The sequence below is a fragment of the Komagataeibacter saccharivorans genome (assembly GCF_004348195.1).
Taxonomy (GTDB): Bacteria; Pseudomonadota; Alphaproteobacteria; order Acetobacterales; family Acetobacteraceae; genus Komagataeibacter; species Komagataeibacter saccharivorans.
On sequence record NZ_CP036404.1, the window covers coordinates 1,511,469 to 1,530,914 of the forward strand.

The following is a 19,446-nucleotide window of genomic DNA, read 5'->3' on the forward strand; positions in this document are numbered from 1 at the left end:
GCAAGCCATCCATTTCCGGGTGAGGCAGATCAGGGATTTACCCTGCCTCCATTGTGTTCAGTTTCTGCCTTCGCTTCCGTTGGCCTGTAGAATGAAACCGGCCAGATTCTTCAAGGCACCCTGCCGTGGATGCCGCCCCGCATGACCCATGCGTGCAAAGGACATGCGTTTGATCAGGTATGTCATAGCCAGCCAAACAGCCTCCGGCATGCGCTCGTTCCTGCATGGGAAATGGGCGGGTTGAGGCAGTCGGATAGCAGGCCATCCAGAACTGTCAGTCATACGATTATGCATTAAAGTTATAACGATGATCTTTTTGTGATTGATCTGGTTATTTTACCTTGCGCCGCGTCTTGTCACAATCTGCCATAAGCCTATGCTGGCAATCCATTATCGTCATGTGTGCGTCACCGCAGGGAGTTTCAGTCCGTTGGCCATACCTCAACCCGTTGATACGAAGCTGACCCAGGCGGCGGTATTCCTCGTCATGACCCTGAACGGGGACACATCGACCAATATCCAGATACGAAACCTGCTGGGGGATCTCTCCTCCCTCGTGCGGGGTGTGGGGTTCAGGATTCCCGATGGCCGGTTAAGCTGCGTTACGGGCATTGGATCGGATGCGTGGGACCGGCTGTTCGGTCTGCCGCGCCCGAAAGACCTGCATCCGTTCATGGAAATAAACGGCGTGCATCATGCCCCCGCCACACCGGGCGACCTGCTGTTCCATATCCGCGCCACACGGATGGATCTGTGCTTTGAACTGGCCACCGCAATCGTATCCCGGCTGGAAGGTGCCGCGACGGTGGCGGATGAGGTGCATGGCTTCAAGTATTTCGACGAACGCGATCTGCTCGGTTTCGTCGATGGGACCGAAAATCCGTCCGGGCAGGCTGCACTTGATTCAACAATAATCGCGGATGAAGATCCCACCTTTGCGGGCGGCAGTTATGTCATCGTGCAGAAATACCTGCATGACCTGAAAAAATGGGATGCCATCCCGACCGAGGTGCAGGAACACATCATCGGCCGCAGGAAAGTATCGGACATAGAACTGGCGGATGAAGCCAAGCCCAGCTATGCCCATAACGTATTGACCAATATTGAGGAAAACGGGCAGCAGCTACAGATCCTGCGCGACAACATGCCGTTTGGCGAGATTGGCAAGGGGGAATTCGGCACATACTTCATCGGGTATGCGTGCTCCCCCGCGCGAACGGAACAGATGCTGCAGAACATGTTCGTTGGAAAACCGCCGGGCAATTACGACAGGATTCTGGATGTCAGCACGGCGGTTACCGGAACGCTGTTTTTCATTCCCGCAAGCGACTTTCTCGATAGCGCGCCGGACAGGAATACGGACGAACCGGACGCTTCGCCCGAACCCACCACCCCGCCAGACACATCCCTGCCCCATGGCGGTTCCCTTGGAATCGGATCATTGAAAGAGGAAATCTGACATGAATAATCTGCACAGACATCTCGCCCCCATTTCCAGCGCGGCATGGTCCGAGATAGAGGAAGAAGCCACGCGCACCATCCGCCGCCATCTGGCCGGACGTCGTGTTGTTGACACATCGGAGCCGAAGGGCACGACCCTTGCCGGTATCGGCACGGGGCGCGGCAAACAGATTGCGGCGCTGGATGAGGGCGTGCGGGCATTGCAGCGCGAGGTCCTGCCGCTGGTGGAACTGCGTGTCCCCTTTACCCTGTCACGTGACGAAATCGACGCGGTGGAACGCGGCTCCCTCGATTCCGACTGGCAGCCGGTCAAGGATGCGGCGCAGAAAATCGCCTTTGCCGAAGACAGGGCCATTTTCAACGGATACGCTGCGGCCGGCATTTCGGGCATCCGTCAGGCGACATCAAACGCGCGCCTGAAACTTCCTGCATCGGCAAAGGATTACCCGCACATCATTGCCGATGCGCTGAATGCCCTGCGCCTTGCCGGTGTCAATGGCCCCTATTCCATTGTCCTGGGCGCGCAGGCCTATCAGGCTGTCAGCGGCGGGGATGACGACGGTTATCCCGTTCGCAAGCACATCGAAAGCCTGATCGACGGCAAACTGATCTGGGCGCCCGCCATTGAAGGGGCTTTCGTGGTCTCCATGCGTGGTGGCGATCTTGCCCTTGATATCGGGCAGGATTTTTCAATCGGTTATCTGGGGCATACTGCTGAAACGGTAGAACTTTATCTGCAGGAGAGCTTTACGTTCCGTATGCTGACAAGCGAAGCTGCTGTCGCCGTGGAATAGGAAGGGCAACCGCCTTCTGATCTGTACCACCTGTTGATTCCGGCCTGTCGGACAGCTTTTTTGCTTACGACAGGCCCCCTGTAGATTTGCGAGGATACAAATGGAAAACCCGCTGGAAACCTCCGCCAAAACAGAAGCCCGCATTGCCGCAAAGGCCAGGGAAATGTGGGCTGCCGACGGAAAGCCCGCCTGTGGGCCAGATGCGTACAAGGAATCAGCATCAGAACTGATCGGGATGGAACTCAATCCTGATGCCGGACAGATACCGGTCGACTCCCCTGTCCCGCTGGACCCGAACGGTCAGCCGGTCGAACAGGCATGGCTGGAAGAAAACCTCGGCAATTCCGGTGGCAGCATGAACGAACTCGATGACAAGCAGGAAGTACCGTTTGCCACCCGGCAGGAAGAAGAAAAGGCCCTTAAAGATCAGGAATAACAGATACCCCGTTACTACCTGCGGACACGCCGGAGTGTCACTTAAGCCCGTACGCCAAAGGTGCCAAAGGACTGCCCCCCTGTAATCAAAGGGGATGAAAAAGTTCCGGCGACAAGGGGATGGGGAGACGAAGAGGGAAGGGTTCCCGTAGGAGTGGCCTTGTGACTGTAGTCCCCCCGGCATTCGCCGGTCTTTTTTACAATGGCTGGGCCATGATCTGCCCTACCCAATGTGCTGCTTCCATTTGGCCCGACATGAATTGGGCCATCTGTTCAAAGATCATATCTGAAAAACCGCCAATATTCAATATATCCTTCCGTTCGCTCGCCTGTGTGGTGCCATAGGGCTGGATGTCGATGCAGACCAGACGCGCCGCAGGATTGCGGGCTTTCAGTCTTGTCCACTCCCGCATCATGCCCGTGGGTGTTTCATCAGGATATGCGCCTCCCCATGACTCATTGTCCGAGACGAATACAACAAGGTCCACCGTCTCGTACCGGGCATTGAGCCATGCCAGCGGGGCCGCGCAATCCGTGCCCCCTCCGCCCAGTTTGGCAAGACGGCGGGCGTTGGTCAGGATCGTATCACGGGGCTCCAGGGCGATATCGAACACCCGCTCATCAAAGGGCAGGATACGGGCGGAAGGGTTGCCGCGCTTGATCGCCGCCGCTACGAGAGCCGCGACATCAATGCACTGCACCGCCGTAGTGGCACCACGCCTGTAACCCGTAACGGGCGCGCGCATGGAAACTGATACATCAGGGCATATCACCACACACCCGCCCAGATGGGGTACATTGCCTACCGCGCGTTCCATCGTGTCATGCAGGGCCTCCCTCAGGGCCGCAGGCACCTCCGGCCCCAGTGCCTGAAGGGTAGCGAGCAACTGATAGGGCATGGCTTTCGCCATCCTGATCCGTTCGGGATCGCGCAACACCGCCGCCACATGGTCCACGACCATCGGATCGTCAAAGGCACCGTTACGGGTCAGCATGTTCAGCCCCTGCCGCAGGGTCTGCCATGAAGCCGTAAGGGCAACCGTGCCCCACTGCCGGGACGAGAGCGTCAGACTGTCCAGCAACTGGAACGGCACGGCGGGCACCCGATCTGATATGCCGGAACGGAAGGCCAGCAGATCCTGCACCACGGAAGGCAGGGCTGATGGATCGGCAGGTTTGCCAATCAGCCATGCGTAGAAGGCCTCACGTTGCGGGTTACCCGGACGTGGATGGACCATACGGATGATATCGGCCAATGACGGAGCGTTCCCTACCGAGGCCGCCAGAAGCTGCTCGTCAGTGGCACCATTCAGCCAGTCCCGCATCATGGCCTTGGGACGGGACCCCAGGGATTTACGCCCGGTCTGACCGGAACGCATGATCTGCACAAAGGTACGCAGCATCCGGCCGGATCGCACCACCTTCGGGAACGCACGGGCAAACAGCACCGGGTCGCGTCTGGACAGAACAGCCAGCAGCAGGGCCGGCGTATCCTTCATATGTCCCCTTTCCTGAACGTGGATGGCGGCGCGGGCAAGGAAATCCGGGCTTACTGTTTCGGCAAGTTCAACCAGAATGCGCATCTGTTCCTGTGCGTCCTGATAAAAGCCCCCACCAAAGGTCCCTGTCATGGCAAGCTGGGCGAGCCTGTGCGCCGGAACGAGATCATAGGCGGGCGCACCTGCCGCATTACGCGCATTGGTCCGCGGCATGAACATGTCCCGCAGCGATGCAAACACGGACCGGTTTGCCATGACTCTGTTCCTTTCTTCGTTACCCCCCTTTTCTGCCGGATGCGAACGTGAAAAAAAAAGAAAAACGACATTTCATTATAAGTCGTTGTTATAAAACATCATTATGCGCGTTTCGTCACGGCTTCATCGATCAGTATTATATGGATTTATATCCTTTTATCATATTATATAAACCCATGCGTAATGTTGTCATTGGCTTCCTCGGCACCATCCTTGACCAGGGGCGTCGCCGCTCGTGGCGACCGTCGGTGCAGATCTGTGCCCACCCCGATTTTCCTGTTGATCGGCTGGAACTGCTCCATGACCACCTTAATCTGCGATTGGCCGAAAAGGTGGCGCGCGATATCACGGCACTATCACCCCGGACCGAGGTTCGGCTGGTGGACATGGAACTGAAAAATCCATGGGATTTTCAGGAAGTTTACGGAAAGCTGTATGATTTTGCGGAATCCTACGGCTTTGACGAGGATCGGGAGCACTATTACGTCCACCTGACAACTGGCACGCATGTCGCCCAGATCTGCTGGTTTTTGCTGACGGAAAGCCGTCACATCCCCGCCCGCCTGCTGCAGAGTGGCCCACCAGAGGGAAAGGCTGCACCCGACGGCACGATTGACATCATTGATCTTGATCTCGCCCGCTACAATGCACTGCAACGCCGCTTCGAGACGGCGGCGCGTGAGCATTCCTACATGCTGCGTGGCGGTATCCCGACCAGAAATGCCGCCTTCCATAACGTAATAGAACGGCTGGAGCAGGTCGTGACCCGTTCGGATGAACCGATCCTGCTGGTGGGGGAAGCTGGCGTTGGCAAAACCACGCTGGCGCAGCGCATCCATGAACTGAAACTGCAGCGCCGCCGGGTAAAGGGGCGTCTGGTCCATGTAAACTGCGCTGGACTGCAGGGGCAGCATGCCATGGCCGCCCTGTTTGGCCAGCGGCGCAATGTCGTGGGGCTTGCGGGCACCGAGCGGGCAGGCTTCCTGAGCGAGGCAGAGGGTGGAGTGCTGTTCCTTGATGACATTGATCTGCTACCCCACGCCGAGCAGGCACTTCTGCTCGATGCGCTGGAACGCGGCAGTTACTATCCGGTGGGGTCTGATACCGCGCAGAGTTGCCGTTTTCATCTGATCGCCACAACCAGCCGGGACCTGTCCGTACTGTCGCAGCAGGGTATCTTGCGCCCTGATCTGCTGGCGCGACTGGCGTTATGGGTATTCCATCTTCCACCGCTACGTGAACGGCGGGAGGATATGGAAGTCGAACTGGCATATGAACTGGAAAAAGCAGAGCGAAGTCTGGGGTGCAAAATCGGCTTCAATGTGGATGCCAGGGCACGCTATCTGCGCTTTGCCCGTGACCCGGCCATGCCATGGTCGGGCAATTACCGGGATCTGTCGGCTTCAGCCCGCAGGCTCTGCACCCTTGCGGAACGCGGGCGCATAACCCTGCCTATGGTCGAGGCGGAAATCCTGGCGCTGACGCATCAGTGGGCTGCGATGCGGCGGGATGGTGACATGGCATTACTGGCTGAAGTAATGCCCGACCCGACCAATGTGGACGAGTTCGACCGGGCGCAACTGGCTGCTGTGGTGCGGGCGTGCCGGGAGTCATCATCGCTATCCGCGGCAGGGCGGCGACTGTTTGCCCTCTCGCGGAAGGAAAAGACCAGCCAGAACGACGCTGACCGCTTGCGCAAATATCTTGGCCGTTTTGGCCTGAACTGGGAGATGGTATCGAGCGGCACCTGAGATGCCAGCACCGTACACCCCGTCACTGTTCCGGTTGGGGGGCCGGTGCAGCACTCCGCGAGCCAGACGAAAATACCGTATGCCCTTCCATCTGGCTCTTAAACATCCAAAACACATTCATTCACAGACACATCTTCCACGAGTGCCTGTGAATTACGCTGCGTCCTTCAATCCAACAGATTGACAGACCTTCCGCCTGTCATCCCTCCCCCCATAATCAAATCAGAACTCTAGCGAGAGCGTGAAGTGATAGACGCGCGGCAGTCCCGCATACAGGGTCGAGGCCGCGCCGGACGTGCCGCTGGGCGCACCGGTATAGACAGATGCCCAGTAGCGTTCGTTCGTGGCGTTGCTTACGCCAAAGCGTGCAACCCACGGGAACCTGGCAACATGGAAGGCGTAGCGCGTACCCAGATCCAGCGTGGTGTAAGAACCGGTATGCAACGTGTTGGTGATGTTCGCCGCACGATTGCCCATGTAATGAACACTGGCATTGAACGCCCAGCCCGAGGCGAAGGCGCCCATTGATGCCGGAAGGCGATAATCCAGAAGCACGTTGGCCTGCAACGGCGCCGCCCCCACAATTTCCTTGTTGTTGTAGGCGGCAGTCCTGCTGTTGACCAGTTCCGCATCCAGCCAGGTCATGCCGGCCAGAACGGACAGGTTGGGCAGCACCTCGCCCGAAATCTGGGCTTCCACACCATAGTTGCGCTGCGTTCCGCCATATTCATAGGTCTGGCAGGTCGTGCCGCCTGAACAGGTGCCATTCGCCGCCGGAATATACATTGCGTAAGGCGAGGTCATGCGGAACCCGGCCACGTTGAACTGCATTTTCTGATACCGCAGTTTATAGCCAACTTCGTATTCTTCCGAATGGGCAACAGGCAGCGCAATGTTGGTGTTGGTATAGTATTTGCTGTTTGGTGTGACCGGGCCTGCTTCAGCCGACCGCCCATATGTGAAATACAGGGTCTGGTTCTGGGTAGGCTTGTACATGATGCTGGCGGTCGGGCTGAACGTCGCGTTGGCCTGGAAGGTTCTCTTGAGCGGGCTCGTGGCATTGAGCGCGCCCTTCTGGTCGATCCAGCTCCATGCCAGCGTACCCATGACCGACCAGTGCTTGTTGATCCGCATCGTGTCACCCACGATAAAGGACTGGCTGGTAATACTGCTCGATTTATAACGGCCACTGTAATAAGGCTGCGTACCGTTGGTGGGCGCTGCCCCATACATATTGTATGTTCCAAGGCTCTGCGCCGGTGTCAGCGCAGTTGTGGGATTATAATTGCCCATCATGTAGCCGTTGGTGCCGATAACAAGATCATGCGTGAGGGGGCCGGTATGAACCCGACCGTTGAAATACGCCATGTTACTGCCAACGCGGAAATCATCCGCCGTGGTGGTAGCGGTAGCTTTTGAGCTGTAGAAACCTTCATACCCCTGGGTTGCGCTCAACGTATCGCTGATCCCGAAGGACTGGCGCATGGCGTCCTGATACAGTCCGCCCAGCGTAAAGCTCCAGTCCTTGTTGATCTGGTGCTTGATCTTGGCCAGGAAGGTATTGGTTTCCATATTGTACCCGCTCCAGTCAGGCGCCATGCGCCGACCCAGATCCGGGGCTTCGGGCAACTGCCCGCCAATGCCGGTGGGATTGGCAGCCGTGCCAGCGGAAATACCAAAGCCGGGGGCCATGCCACGTTCGTCATATGTATAATGGCTGGCATCAAGTTCGATAACCGTCTTGGAATCGATATGGATATCGAAATCGGCGCTGACCATCTCACGCCGTATCCAGCTTCCGGGCGCGTAAGCTGAACCATTGGCGTGCAGCATGTTCAGGCGGTAGCCAAACCAGCCATTGCGACCGATCCGGCCCGAAATATCGCCATTGACCGTAGGCGTGCCGATGGAATCCACGCCAACCGAAAGCCGTTCGGTACGCCGGTTGGTCGGGCGCTTGAGTGTGTATTCAAAGACACCCGCCGGATTTTCGGGTCCATACATCGCCCCGGCCAGACCATTGAGAACCTGAAGGTTATCAACCCATTCCGCCGGATAAGGCGTGGTGGAAACCACGTTCAGCCCATCAAGGCGGGAATTGGAGATGACATCGGCCTCAAACCCACGGGACTGCGGGCGTGACGTATTGGGGTCACCGCGGATTTCCAGCTGTACTGACGGCAGGTACTGCGCCATATCATTGATGTTACGCAGTTGCTGGTTCACCACCACGTCATGCGTGACGCCCATGACGGAATACGGCGTATCCAGCGTATCGCGGTTGCCCAGCGGCCCCAGATACACGGTCTTGTTCATATATTTGGCACCAGTACCGTCTGCCGCGTGGTGGCCATAGACGGTTACCGTTTCACCATTGGAACCATCCAGTATCCCGGCGATGGGAGCGGCTGTAGACGGTGTTCCGGCAGGCGGTGTTTTAGTAGCCTGCGCCCCGGTGGCCGATGTACCACCGGATGTCGTCTTTACGGCAACGGGCTTGCCTGTCTTGTCCAACTGCGCGGAAACGGACGGTGCGGCCAGCGCCGTAGTGGTCAGCAGAAAGGCACCAGATGTGCCAGTGAGGAAAAAGGTATGGAAACGACGCTGCATAGATCTGGTGCATCCGAGATATGAACAAAGAACATAAGACGCGCTCTTTTTTCATCCCGGAGACAGGCTTGTCTATATATATCCATACCTAGACATATGTATGAGTGGATATAGTCACAATGTGTTGCCAGAATAATACAGTTGGTATGAGTGGCTGCTGATCAATGCGGAAAACGTCGGGATAAGGACCTATTGATTTTGTTGAATTGATCTGTGTTCCGTGATCCACAGGCATCCGGGGAGGATGGGCCTGCGAGTGATATGTTCTTGCTATCCGTGAGCCTGATGGAGGGGATTACGCCGTATTTTCCTCTGGCGCATGGCGTGCTGCGGGTGAATGACCGGCGGGTTCTGAGCGAGATCTTATATGATCCGTAACGACCTTCAGTGGAAAGATGCCCCGAAAGAATATGGCCCTCGCAAGACTTTATATAACCGTTTTATCCGGTGGAGCCGTCTGGGTATCTTTTGACCGGGTCTTCGTCACGCTGACAGAACAGGCTGGTCGTTCGGCGCGTCTGATGATTGATGCGACACACCTCAAAGCGCACAGGCCTGCGGCGTCCCTGCTTGAAAAGGGGCTTTTCCCGGCCATATCGGACGCACAAAAGGCGGACTGAACTCAAAGCTTCATGCCGTGTGTGATGGTCAGACCGCCCTGCGTGACGTCGCGCACAGGCAATATCAATGGTCCCGGCTGCGTCGCAATGGCGATCCCGATGAGGCACAAGCCCGGAAAGCAGCGCATAACAGACTGTCAGAAAAGGGGTTTTCACGCGATCTTGAGCGGGAATCCCTTTGTCATGCGTCAGTGTCTATATATATCCGTATATAGACAAACACAGCCGATAGCCCACCATCCCGATACACCATCACATGCCTGCGGGCCGATCATGCCCTGAACGTCGGGGTGGCTGATAGCTGGCTGACACAATAAATGGGAGGCCACTGTTCACCATGCTGTACCAGTCCATAAATCCGTACACGGAAGAAACACTCAAGACATTCGACCTGCATTCGGATGCCCAACTTGCCAGTATTGTCGCCAAGGCAGACAATACCTACAAAAACAACTGGCGTCGCAAAACCTATGCCCAGCGTGCCGCGATCCTGCATAAAGCCGCTGAAATCATGCGCCATAACCGCGATGCCTTCGCAACCCCCATTACCGTGGAAATGGGCAAGCTGTTCCGCGAGGCACAGGCCGAAGTGGATCTGAGCGCCGATATCCTTGATTATTATGCCGACAATGCTGAGAAATTCCTCGCTCCCGTTGACCTGAAAGTGGATGATGGCAAGGCCACGGTCCTCAGTCAGCCCATTGGCATCGTATTCTGTATCGAACCGTGGAATTTCCCGTATTACCAGCTTGCCCGCGTTGCCGGGCCGAACCTCATGGCGGGCAATGTACTGATCGTTAAGCATGCTCCCGGCGTGCCGCAATGTGCGGTCATGTTTGAGGAACTGTTTGCCGATGCAGGTGCGCCCGAGGGGACATATTCAAACGTATTCATTACTAATGAACAGTCGGCAACCGTCGTGGCCGACCCGCGCGTGCGCGGTGTGGCGCTGACCGGCAGTGAACGCGCAGGCAAGGCCGTGGCGGCGGAAGCGGGAAGCGCGCTGAAGAAGAACACCATGGAACTTGGCGGCAGCGACGCCTTTATCGTGCTGGATGACGCCGATCTGGATGTCGCGGTCAAATGGGCGGTCTGGGGCCGGATGAACAATACCGGGCAGTGCTGTGTCGCAGCGAAACGGTTTATCGTGCATGAAAAAATTGCCGATGCCTTTACCGCGCGGTTCAAGGCAGCATTGGAAAACCTGGTACCAGGCGACCCGATGGATGAAAAAACCACCCTCGGGCCGCTATGTAGTGAAAGCGCACTGAAACTGGTGCTGGGCCAGATCGAAGCCGCCGTGGCGCACGGTGCGCATGTGGTGACCGGCGGCAGGCGCATTGACCGACCCGGCTATTTCCTGCAGGCGACCATCCTTGATAATATCAACAGGGACAATCCGGCCTTCCATCAGGAGTTCTTCGCACCCGTAGCCATGATTTTCCGGGTGCCGGATGAACAGTCGGCCATCGACCTGGCCAATGATTCTCCATACGGTCTTGGCGGGTCCGTCATCACGACCGATATCGAACGCGGCAGGCGTGTGGCCGCGCAGATTGAAACGGGCATGGTCTTCATCAACCGCTCGACCTGGACTGCGCCCGGCCTGCCATTTGGTGGCGTGAAGAACTCGGGCTATGGCCGCGAACTGTCTTCGCTGGGCATAGAAGAATTCATCAACAAGAAACTGGTGCATATTCCGGCATAGACCGGCCGTCAGGCGATCAGCATGCCGTAATATGCCGTATGTCTCCCCCTGCGTATGCAATCGCAGGGGGAAACATCGGAAATCTGGCAAGATGCCTTGCCCATCCGATTACAGCGCGGACAGGATGTTCATTCCTTGGCAGGCCATGCCAGAAGGCAGAAGACCTGCATACACACCGCCCCCAGCGGCAGCCACACAAAGCCCGCCGTAATCCACGCTGACAGTTCCGGTGGCTGCGTTACTCCATTCTCAACGTAATGGCCCTGCGACAGGAACTGCGCCAGAACGAAGCCGGTCAGGCCCATCGCCAGTTTCGTAACCCATGTATTGATCGAATATGCCAGCCCCGCTGATCCGGTCGACGTACGTGGATCACCATCATCCACAGCCTGTGCCAGCAGGGTGTAATACAGCGGGGACATCACGCCCTGAGCCAGTGCCAGAAGTGCTACGGACAGGAAAAAACCTGTCATGGACGCACCCGCCACAGCCATTGCCAGATAGGCTGCTCCCTGTGCGGTCAGGCATATGATCCCGCTGCGGACGGTCCCCAGACGTCTGGCAAGCGGAAGGCACGCAGGCACGGCCGCAAACAGCAGGACGGTGATGAAGGTAATGATATTGGCGCCCAGTTGCTCCGTGCCACCAAGAACGACCCTGGAATAATACAGGGCAAATCCGAACAGGGCCGCCTGTCCCACGAAATAGAAGAATGCGAGCAGGTTGCTCAGCACCCACTGCCGGTTTCCACATAGATGGCGCAGCGTTACCGTCAGGCCCTGTCGCACGGGCGCAGGCGGGTGCCGCACGGTGCAGCCGCGCGCCACGCACAGCCATAAAACACTGCACAGAACCGACAGCGCCAGCGCATAGACGGCCATACCATACCGGTGCTGCGCCGCACTTTCGCCACCACCCAGCCAAGTAATGGCGGGAATGGTCAGCAGCGCCACAAGCAGCGATCCGGCCTGACAGCCCATCATGCGGAATGCATTCAGGCCAACCCGCTGCGTGGCGGAGCGGCTGATCATGACGGCCAGTGCACCATAGGGCGTGTTGATGCATGAATAGATCGCACCAAATACAATATAGGTCACTCCCGCCCACAGGACCTTTCCCCCAGGCGAAAGCGGCAGGGCCAGAAAACACACGAAGCCCGTTATGCCAAAAGGAATGGCAAGGACCCGGATCAGGCGCGGCACGATCAGGCCGCCCAGACGGTCAACAACATAGCCGATAACGGGATCGCAGAAGGCATCAACAACACGCGCCACCAGCAGTATCCACGATACGGCAATCAGCGGCAGCCCGTATATATCTGTGTAATAATACATCAGATAGGATGACGTCATGCCCCACATCATGTTGGAGGCAGCATCACCACACCCATAGGCCATCTTTTCTTTCACGGAAAGCGCCTGTCTGTTCTCCATTATCCTGCTTTCCCTGAAAATTTAGGACAGGCCGTACGCTATCATATGACCATGAAACGACAAGCCGGGCCGGACGCCATCAATCCATTGTCAATTACCATATCCGCTTTAAGGAATAATGCCGAGGTATCTTTATCGTCTCCGATGAAGGCCCCTCTCGGGTGTGGGGAATTCAAAACCGTTCGCGTATTTCCGGTAAGCAAATAACCCTCAGCGCCCTCCCCTGTTACATTGGGCAAAGGATAGAGCACGGTGTCATACAGACTATACTATTCTCCAGGCACGGCGAGCATGGCGGTGCATTGGATGCTCATAGAGATCGGTGCACCGTTCGAAACGGTTCTGGTCGATCTTGCATCGGGCGGGCAGCAGACCGCCGCATATCGTCGTCTAAACCCGGCGGGTCGGGTGCCAACCCTTGTCGTGGATGGTAGTGCGCATGGTGAGTCGGCCGCGCTGCTGATGCTTCTGGCCGAACGCCATCCCGAGGCGGCATTGATGCCGGCTCCCGGTTCTGCGGACAGGGCAACCTGGCTTGAAATCATGATCCAGCTTGCCAACACACTGCTTCCTGCCATGCGCGACTGGTTTTATGCCGATACGGATGGGGAGCCGATCGGGGCGGATGCTGTCCGTTCTCTTGCGCGTCGAAGGATCGAAACCGCGTGGGATCATCTCGACAGGCGACTATCATCCAGCCAGTCCCATCTGGTCAGCGACCGGCTCAGTACAGCAGATTTTCTGGCCATCATGCTAATGCGATGGGCACGCAACATGCCTCGTCCGGCCACAACATGGCCCAACCTCAGTGCCTATATCGAGCGCGTAACGCAAAGACCTTCCTTTATCGAGGTCAATCGACGCGAGGGGCTTGCCAACTGGCCCATGTCCCTGGACCTGCCTGAGCAGGATGGGAGATAATGTTTCCTCACAAAAGGAAAAAACAGATGGCTTTTGTCATTCGCACTGCATGTGCTGAAGATGCCTCTTTCCTTCCAGGCATTGAAAGATCAGCCGCGCAACTTTTCCGGCAGGTACCACCATTAAGCTGGATCGCTGATGATGCTGTCCTGCCAGAAGAAACACATCTTGCGTGCATAAGGGCTGGAACATGCTGGGTTGCCACAGACGAAAAGGATCATCCGACAGGCTTCCTTAGCGCCCGCATTTGCAAAAAGGACCTTCATATTCTTGAGATGTCGGTTTTCAGGAAGGAACAGGGTCGTGGAATTGGAAAAGCCCTGCTCCACACTGCCTGCACCTGGGCAAAAGGGCACCAGATGGAGAGCGTGACTCTTACGACTTTTCGAGAACTTCCCTGGAATGCGCCTTTTTATGCCCGAATGGGCTTTGAAAGCCTGCCAGATAGCTCATTGAATGCCAGGTTAGCCTTCCTGTTACGGGAGGAAATGGAAAATGGCTTTCCGGCAGGCACCCGATGCGTCATGCGTCTGGATCTCGAAAGCTTCCATCCATTCTGATCTGTACAAGGATGCAAAGCAAAGCCTGACAATAACATTATACGGGCACGCTGGTTGGTCGAGATACAAGGGCGACTGCTGCCTGTGTGCTTCTGATGCACTTTAGGAAAATTTCTCTCGCCAGCATCATGACGAGATTTCTTCGGCCATATGGAGGCATAGGTCAGATCGCAATGGAAGCTTCCGCCCTCCCCACATCGGCGGTTCCCATCAACAATCCACATCAGGGTGTTATGTGGCCTGTGTCGTTTTGCCGTTTTCCGTATCCTGCTTATCTGAAGCAGATGTATTCAGGCTGTCCTGACTGATGGAGCTTGTGCCGCTGGCAGATGATGCAGAGCTGGATGGCGACGCAAAAAGTTCATCAACAATTTCCCTGTCGAGTTCCGCGTTCATGCCATCCATGTTGTCAAAATGGCCGACAATGCTCGTCGTGTTCCCTTGCGGGGTAAAGTTGTAGGGCTGGGAACGGTCCACTGTCGCGACGGAAGTGTTCAATGTTGGCAGTGAACTGCTCGGCAGGACATTTTCTTCACCGGAAAAACTGGATGAGAGCGTGAAACCGGTCTGTGTTCCTGAAGCCGTCTGGACCGTATTTTCCTGTATGTTGATGGAGAGGGAGGACGATCCCCACATTTCCTCCTCATTCGCCTGTTCTTCCCGCTGCTGCAGGTAGAGAAGGGATCTTTCCAGCGGGATCGAAACCGGCTGCTGGTCATCATATGTCAGGTTTCGTTTGCTTATGTCCTGCAGGCCGGCATTGATTGTCTGCATGAAGGATGTATTTGCGGTTTCCTGATCAAAAGCCGTTTCAATACCGTTTTCGGCGGAGCCACCATGGGCGTCGATTTCAAAGCGCATTTCGTCGCTGGTCACGTATGCGGCCCATTTCTGCGCATCGGATGTCGAAGAACTGGTTATGACCTGCGCAAGGGTATCGTAAATCTTCTGTATCGTACCGGTACCGGCGGAGCCGCCTATCTGCGTGCCTTGCGTGTTCAGATAATCTGCCGCCTCGCTGGACAGGGAAACCTGGTCAGGGTCCGAACCATCGACCACACCTGAACTTTCGGATGTGTCGCTCACAACTGCGCTGCCATGCTGGAGTGGACCCTGACCATCATCGGCATCAGATGGAACTGCCCCCTGAAACCACAAAGCTGACCATGAAAGACTGGTTGTCGTTACGGTTGTCATAATTCACTCTGGTTTCCACGCTGGCAGAAAGGCAGACCTGCTAAAATAAACAAAGAACATTGAAACGGTAAGGAGAACGTTAATTTCCTGTTGTTTATTCATCACGAGGAAAAGAGCGTGATGAATACCCGGTCAGTAGCGGGCGTGGAACGTATGTATTTACTGCCTGCACGGTTTTTTCGTGCAAACATCCGATCATGACATTGCCGCCCCCGCGGGGAGGACCGCCATGCCGCTTTTCAGGTGGGATGGCAGCATTGCCATCCGTATGCCTTCTCACATCGCCAGACAGTCTGGCCTTCAGGAAGGCGACACTGTGGGCGCTGTTTTTAGCCCCTGACGCAATGCAGGCAATGGGGGTCAGAAAATCGCATTGATGGCAAGCTGGGGCGAGACCTGAATGCTTTTGTTATGCCCGGCATAATAGAAGGATGACCCGGCAATCACGCCCCATCGCGCATTCCAGTTATATTCAACCGCCGGCGCGACCTGCCAGTCGCCCGAGGCTGATCCAACCCGGTTCACCACCTGCCCGCCTGCGTTGCGCCCGTGGATGTACGACCCGTTGGCCCAGTCATAGGCTACATCGGTCGCCAGCACCCATTTGCGGGTAATGCCGTATTCCAGCGAAAAACCAGCCTCTCCACTCATACCCGGCCGTCCCCGGCCACGAAAGCCCTGCGTGGTGCCATAGCTGGTCACATCCTGCAGTGCGGCCGAACTGACGGCGCGACGGAACCAGTTCCACATACGCAGCCGCAGGGCATGATTGCCCGGCAGGGTGTAGGTAGACTGTTCCGTCAGCGCCACCCGGAACACATACGCCCCCGTGCCAATGCCATCCTGCGCGTGGCCAAGGTGACTGTAATCCCCCGTGGGAAAGATCATGCCCGCAAACAGGTTGAAAGCGGGAATGTAGCGCGCAGGGTCAGGCCGGACGAAGCAGTAGATCAGATCGACCGGAAAATCACCGAATTTGGGACCATGCGAATGGTCCGTCCCGTTCTTCCACCCGTAATCGATGACGGTGTGCATCTGGACGCTGAAATCCTTCGTGATGCCGTATTTCCACAGGGTGGAATTGGCGAACATGCGCTGCATCGGATGCCTTGCCGGTCCAGCCGCCCCCTGCGTGTCAAACGTGCCCAGTGGCTGACTGTAGGAATAATAGGGTTCGACATTCAGCGCGCCCGGCCGACTCATCACCCCCGAGGGCGAGACGAGCGATCCGGTATACCATTGCTGCGCATGGGCTGTTCCCATACCCGCCATAAGGCAGGCAAACACCCGGCCACCCATCCAGACATGTGCCCGCTGGCTGGTGGCCGCCCTGAGTCCACACATGGTCGTGGACGATCTGGCGTGCATGCCGTCCCTCAGTGACCGGCCGCGAAGGTCCGCTGTATGTCAGCCGCTGCGGTTGTACCATCGGCCAGCAGCAACTGGAGCAGGATGCGCGCCTTGGCCGGGTTCAGGTCGAGCGAGGCCACAAGGCCATGCTGGTCGTCATCCACCTCCACATCGCGGTTGACGAAGCCATCCCCCACGCGGGTGGAACGCACCACCACAATCCCCGCCCTCACCGCCCGGTCCAGCGCGGACAGGGCATCGTCGGACACGTTGCCATCGCCCATGCCCGCCACCACAAGACCACGCGTCCCTGCCCTGATGGCATCGTCAATCTGTCGTCCGTCCATGTCTGCATGGGCGTATATGATCTCGACACGGGGCAGCTTGTGATCGGCTGGCAGCCCAAGGTGGCCGGACTGCTGTGCCGGGGTGACAAAACGCACCGATGCCGGATCGACAAAGCCCACCGGCCCGGCATTGCGGGACAGGAAGGTCTGTAGCGCCGTGGTATGCGTCTTGCTGACCCAGCGGGCGGCATGAATCACATCGTCCACGACGACCAGCACACCCCGCCCTGCAGCCTGCGGGGCGGTAGCGACCTTGACTGCTTCATACATATTGGCCGGACCATCGGCACTGATGGCCGTACCCGGCCGCATGGCCCCGGTCAGGACCACCGGATGCGGAGTGTCCAGCACGGTATCAAGGAAGAAGGCCGTTTCCTCCATGGTATCAGTGCCATGAGTAATGACGACGGCATCGGCTTCGTTATGGGCAAAAGCCTGCCGGATGCGTTCAGCCAGCCGGAACCACACCGCATTGTTCATGTTCTGGGATGGAATATTGGCAATCTGTTCCACCCGCAGTCGCCCCAGCCTGTCCACGCCCGGCACGCCTGCAATCAGTTCTGCGCCGGTCACGGCACCCGCGTCATACCCAATAGCTGAACGCGCGCTGGCCCGGCCTGAAATGGTGCCACCGGTGGCCAGCACCAGCACGCGCGGCAATGTCGCGGGCGCTACGATAGCAGGTGTGGTGGTGTTGGCCGCAAAGGCAGGCACAGACATGACAGACAGTATGCCCGCAGCCATAAGGGCCAGCGGTAGCAGACGTGAAACGCAACGCGCGGTAGACATGGCGTGAATATCCCATCGGTTTCCCGGCGCGAAAATGCTGTCCGTTTCGCACCGGGGCCGGAAGTTCGAGAAAACAGAAGAATAGGGTCAGCCGGAAGCATCCATGACGCTTCTGGCCAGTACCTTCAGCCCCGCTGCGCGGTGAACTGCGCGTGGTATTCTTCAACCATATGGCGCAGGGCACGACCGATGGCGGCGTACTGGAACTCGTTCAGGTTCGCGAGCGACGCGCGCGCCGCAGGCCGCGTTGCGCCAAACCCCGCACCCGGCAGCAGCACGATGCCGGTTTCATCGGCAATACGGAACAGGATCTCACCCGTGCTGGCGCGCTCGATCATCCATCTGGCGAAGTCTTCACCATACAACGCGCTACATGTGTCCTGCAGATCGATGAGGGTGTAGTAGTCCACCGCATTCGCATCCTCGGACGGCCTGACACCCAGTTCGCGGTACAGCGCTTCCTCACGCCGGTGGATGACGCTTTTCAGCGTCGCCTTGTAACGTCCTTCATGATCCATCAGCGCAAACAGCGAGAACAGCACCATCTGCACCTGCTGCGGCGTTGACAGGCCCGCAGTATGATTAAGGGCGACAGCCCGGCTGTCGGCCACCAGACGGTCGATGAATTTCAGCGTCGCGGCATCCGTGGTCAGGCTGGAATAGCGTTTGTCCAGCGCCGCCTTCGCATCAGCCGGAAGCCGGGCCAGACGCGCGTCGATCGCATTGTCCCTGTGCATGCCGATCACACCCAGACGCCAGCCGGTCGCACCGAAATACTTGGAGAACGAATAGACAAGGATCGTATTGCGCGGACAGGTCGCATAAAGCGAGCGGAACCCATCGGCAAAGGTGCCATACACATCATCCGTCAGGATCATGAGGTCCGGGCGGTCCGCCACGATGGAGGCAATCTTTTCCAGCGAGGCATCGTTCATCTTGACTGATGGTGGATTGCTGGGATTGACGCAGAAGAACATCTTCACCGCCGGGTCGCGCAGCTTTTCCAGCTCGCTTTCGGGATACTGCCAGTCCAACGCCGGATCAGCCTGTACCGCCACGACTTCCAGCCCGTATTCGGCCAGTTGCGGGATCTCGATATAGGGCGAGAAGATCGGCATGCCGATGGCGACCTTATCCCCCTTGCGGATCAGATCGTTCTGCCTGAGCGAATTGAACACATAGGCCATGGCCGCCGTGCCGCCTTCAGTCGCGAAGAAATCAGTCGTGTCCAGCCCCACGCTGCCACCCACCATTTCACGCAGCACGTACTGGCCTACGACCTTTTCGCTCAATTCCAGCATGCGCGGCGGTGTGGGGTAATAGCAGCCCAGTATGCCCTCCACCATTTCCAGCAGGAAACGGTCCGCCTGCAGGCCCATCTGGTCACGCACGTAACTCAGGGCGCGACCAAGCAGAGTGGCTTCCTCGTGGCTGGCGTTATCCATGATGAAGCGGTCAAACCGGCCCTCGATCCCTTCGACCCGCACCGTACCGCCCAGTCCCTGCGACAGGTAGGACATTGACAGCCGAGATTCCGACAGGGCGAACTGACCCAGCAGGAAAAAGGCCGCGCGCGGCAGGGTGGCAAGAAAATTGGGGTTGCCCCGCCCGGCATTCAGCATGGTCCGGTCAGCCCGGGACGATGCAAGGCGGATCAGTTCATCCTTGAGTTCAAACGGGCTGAGATCACGGTAACTGGAATAGTCGATAGCCATT

16 protein-coding genes are annotated in these 19,446 nt (G+C 57.5%); 9 read left to right on the forward strand and 7 right to left on the reverse strand.

The features are described 5' to 3' along the window. Positions 1-430: 430 nt before the first annotated feature. From KSAC_RS06890 to KSAC_RS06900, 3 genes are all read left to right on the forward strand, one after another. Positions 431-1,459: a Dyp-type peroxidase gene (locus tag KSAC_RS06890; protein ID WP_102323063.1), complete on the forward strand. Its 1,029-nt coding sequence runs from the start codon at positions 431-433 to the stop codon at positions 1,457-1,459. A gap of 1 nt (position 1,460) precedes the next feature. Beyond that, on the forward strand, positions 1,461-2,255 hold the full coding sequence (locus KSAC_RS06895; protein WP_132304844.1) for a family 1 encapsulin nanocompartment shell protein: 795 nt from the start codon (positions 1,461-1,463) through the stop codon (positions 2,253-2,255). A 100-nt stretch (positions 2,256-2,355) separates the two neighbouring features. Further along, a complete protein-coding gene (locus KSAC_RS06900) occupies positions 2,356-2,691 on the forward strand; it encodes a hypothetical protein (protein WP_102323061.1) in 336 nt (111 codons plus the stop codon). A 196-nt stretch (positions 2,692-2,887) separates the two neighbouring features. Here KSAC_RS06900 and KSAC_RS06905 read toward each other — a convergent pair whose 3' ends face one another. Further along, complete coding sequence (locus KSAC_RS06905) at positions 2,888-4,444, reverse strand: vWA domain-containing protein (RefSeq protein ID WP_132304846.1); 1,557 nt, start codon at positions 4,442-4,444, stop codon at positions 2,888-2,890. A 176-nt stretch (positions 4,445-4,620) separates the two neighbouring features. On the opposite strand from KSAC_RS06905, the gene KSAC_RS06910 reads away from it, so the two are divergent. Beyond that, a complete protein-coding gene (locus tag KSAC_RS06910; protein ID WP_132304848.1) occupies positions 4,621-6,195 on the forward strand; it encodes an RNA repair transcriptional activator RtcR family protein in 1,575 nt (524 codons plus the stop codon). 222 nt (positions 6,196-6,417) lie between these two features. Here KSAC_RS06910 and KSAC_RS06915 read toward each other — a convergent pair whose 3' ends face one another. Next, a complete protein-coding gene (locus KSAC_RS06915) occupies positions 6,418-8,805 on the reverse strand; it encodes a TonB-dependent siderophore receptor (RefSeq protein WP_132304850.1) in 2,388 nt (795 codons plus the stop codon). A 367-nt stretch (positions 8,806-9,172) separates the two neighbouring features. On the opposite strand from KSAC_RS06915, the gene KSAC_RS17815 reads away from it, so the two are divergent. Then, the gene (locus KSAC_RS17815) at positions 9,173-9,277 is read left to right on the forward strand and encodes a transposase (protein WP_132304852.1); all 105 of its coding nucleotides are present in this window, start codon (positions 9,173-9,175) and stop codon (positions 9,275-9,277) included. Positions 9,278-9,762: 485 nt separating this feature from the next. Then, complete coding sequence (locus KSAC_RS06930) at positions 9,763-11,133, forward strand: NAD-dependent succinate-semialdehyde dehydrogenase (protein ID WP_132304854.1); 1,371 nt, start codon at positions 9,763-9,765, stop codon at positions 11,131-11,133. 128 nt (positions 11,134-11,261) lie between these two features. On the opposite strand, the gene KSAC_RS06935 is transcribed toward KSAC_RS06930, so the two are convergent. After that, positions 11,262-12,566, reverse strand: coding sequence for an MFS transporter (locus KSAC_RS06935; protein WP_132304856.1), 1,305 nt, complete (start codon positions 12,564-12,566; stop codon positions 11,262-11,264). A 252-nt stretch (positions 12,567-12,818) separates the two neighbouring features. Between KSAC_RS06935 and KSAC_RS06940 the strand changes: the two genes are divergently transcribed. After that, the gene (locus tag KSAC_RS06940) at positions 12,819-13,487 is read left to right on the forward strand and encodes a glutathione S-transferase family protein (RefSeq protein WP_118962883.1); all 669 of its coding nucleotides are present in this window, start codon (positions 12,819-12,821) and stop codon (positions 13,485-13,487) included. After that, complete coding sequence (locus KSAC_RS06945) at positions 13,487-14,047, forward strand: GNAT family N-acetyltransferase (protein ID WP_408884748.1); 561 nt, start codon at positions 13,487-13,489, stop codon at positions 14,045-14,047. The genes KSAC_RS06940 and KSAC_RS06945 overlap by 1 nt, the downstream gene beginning before the upstream one ends. Before the next feature lie 231 nt (positions 14,048-14,278). Here KSAC_RS06945 and KSAC_RS06950 read toward each other — a convergent pair whose 3' ends face one another. After that, entirely contained in the window at positions 14,279-15,133 is an 855-nt protein-coding gene (locus tag KSAC_RS06950; RefSeq protein ID WP_132304858.1) for a hypothetical protein, read from the reverse strand. Positions 15,134-15,473: 340 nt separating this feature from the next. Between KSAC_RS06950 and KSAC_RS17820 the strand changes: the two genes are divergently transcribed. Continuing rightward, on the forward strand, positions 15,474-15,584 hold the full coding sequence (locus KSAC_RS17820) for an AbrB/MazE/SpoVT family DNA-binding domain-containing protein (protein WP_132304860.1): 111 nt from the start codon (positions 15,474-15,476) through the stop codon (positions 15,582-15,584). Positions 15,585-15,604: 20 nt separating this feature from the next. Here the strand turns inward: KSAC_RS17820 and KSAC_RS06960 are convergent, their stop codons facing one another. The 3 genes from KSAC_RS06960 to KSAC_RS06970 all read right to left on the reverse strand — a co-directional run bounded on the left by KSAC_RS06960 (position 15,605) and on the right by KSAC_RS06970 (position 19,445). Continuing rightward, a complete protein-coding gene (locus KSAC_RS06960) occupies positions 15,605-16,612 on the reverse strand; it encodes a hypothetical protein (RefSeq protein WP_243705331.1) in 1,008 nt (335 codons plus the stop codon). 8 nt (positions 16,613-16,620) lie between these two features. After that, positions 16,621-17,730 carry an asparaginase gene (locus KSAC_RS06965; RefSeq protein ID WP_243705332.1) on the reverse strand — a complete coding sequence of 370 codons (1,110 nt, stop codon included), beginning with the start codon at positions 17,728-17,730 and terminating at the stop codon, positions 16,621-16,623. Between the two features lie 125 nt (positions 17,731-17,855). Then, complete coding sequence (locus KSAC_RS06970; protein WP_102323050.1) at positions 17,856-19,445, reverse strand: bifunctional aspartate transaminase/aspartate 4-decarboxylase; 1,590 nt, start codon at positions 19,443-19,445, stop codon at positions 17,856-17,858. Position 19,446: the final 1 nt, after the last annotated feature.

Coding starts and splice junctions, on each gene's coding strand:
- KSAC_RS06895 (WP_132304844.1), top strand. CDS start 1,461: ATGAATAATCTGCACAGACATCTCGCCCCCATTTCCAGCGCGGCATGG.
- KSAC_RS06900 (WP_102323061.1), top strand. CDS start 2,356: ATGGAAAACCCGCTGGAAACCTCCGCCAAAACAGAAGCCCGCATTGCC.
- KSAC_RS06905 (WP_132304846.1), bottom strand. CDS start 4,444: ATGGCAAACCGGTCCGTGTTTGCATCGCTGCGGGACATGTTCATGCCG.
- KSAC_RS06910 (WP_132304848.1), top strand. CDS start 4,621: ATGCGTAATGTTGTCATTGGCTTCCTCGGCACCATCCTTGACCAGGGG.
- KSAC_RS06915 (WP_132304850.1), bottom strand. CDS start 8,805: ATGCAGCGTCGTTTCCATACCTTTTTCCTCACTGGCACATCTGGTGCC.
- KSAC_RS17815 (WP_132304852.1), top strand. CDS start 9,173: ATGATCCGTAACGACCTTCAGTGGAAAGATGCCCCGAAAGAATATGGC.
- KSAC_RS06930 (WP_132304854.1), top strand. CDS start 9,763: ATGCTGTACCAGTCCATAAATCCGTACACGGAAGAAACACTCAAGACA.
- KSAC_RS06935 (WP_132304856.1), bottom strand. CDS start 12,566: ATGGAGAACAGACAGGCGCTTTCCGTGAAAGAAAAGATGGCCTATGGG.
- KSAC_RS06945 (WP_408884748.1), top strand. CDS start 13,487: ATGTTTCCTCACAAAAGGAAAAAACAGATGGCTTTTGTCATTCGCACT.
- KSAC_RS17820 (WP_132304860.1), top strand. CDS start 15,474: ATGCCGCTTTTCAGGTGGGATGGCAGCATTGCCATCCGTATGCCTTCT.
- KSAC_RS06960 (WP_243705331.1), bottom strand. CDS start 16,612: ATGCACGCCAGATCGTCCACGACCATGTGTGGACTCAGGGCGGCCACC.
- KSAC_RS06965 (WP_243705332.1), bottom strand. CDS start 17,730: ATGTCTACCGCGCGTTGCGTTTCACGTCTGCTACCGCTGGCCCTTATG.
- KSAC_RS06970 (WP_102323050.1), bottom strand. CDS start 19,445: ATGGCTATCGACTATTCCAGTTACCGTGATCTCAGCCCGTTTGAACTC.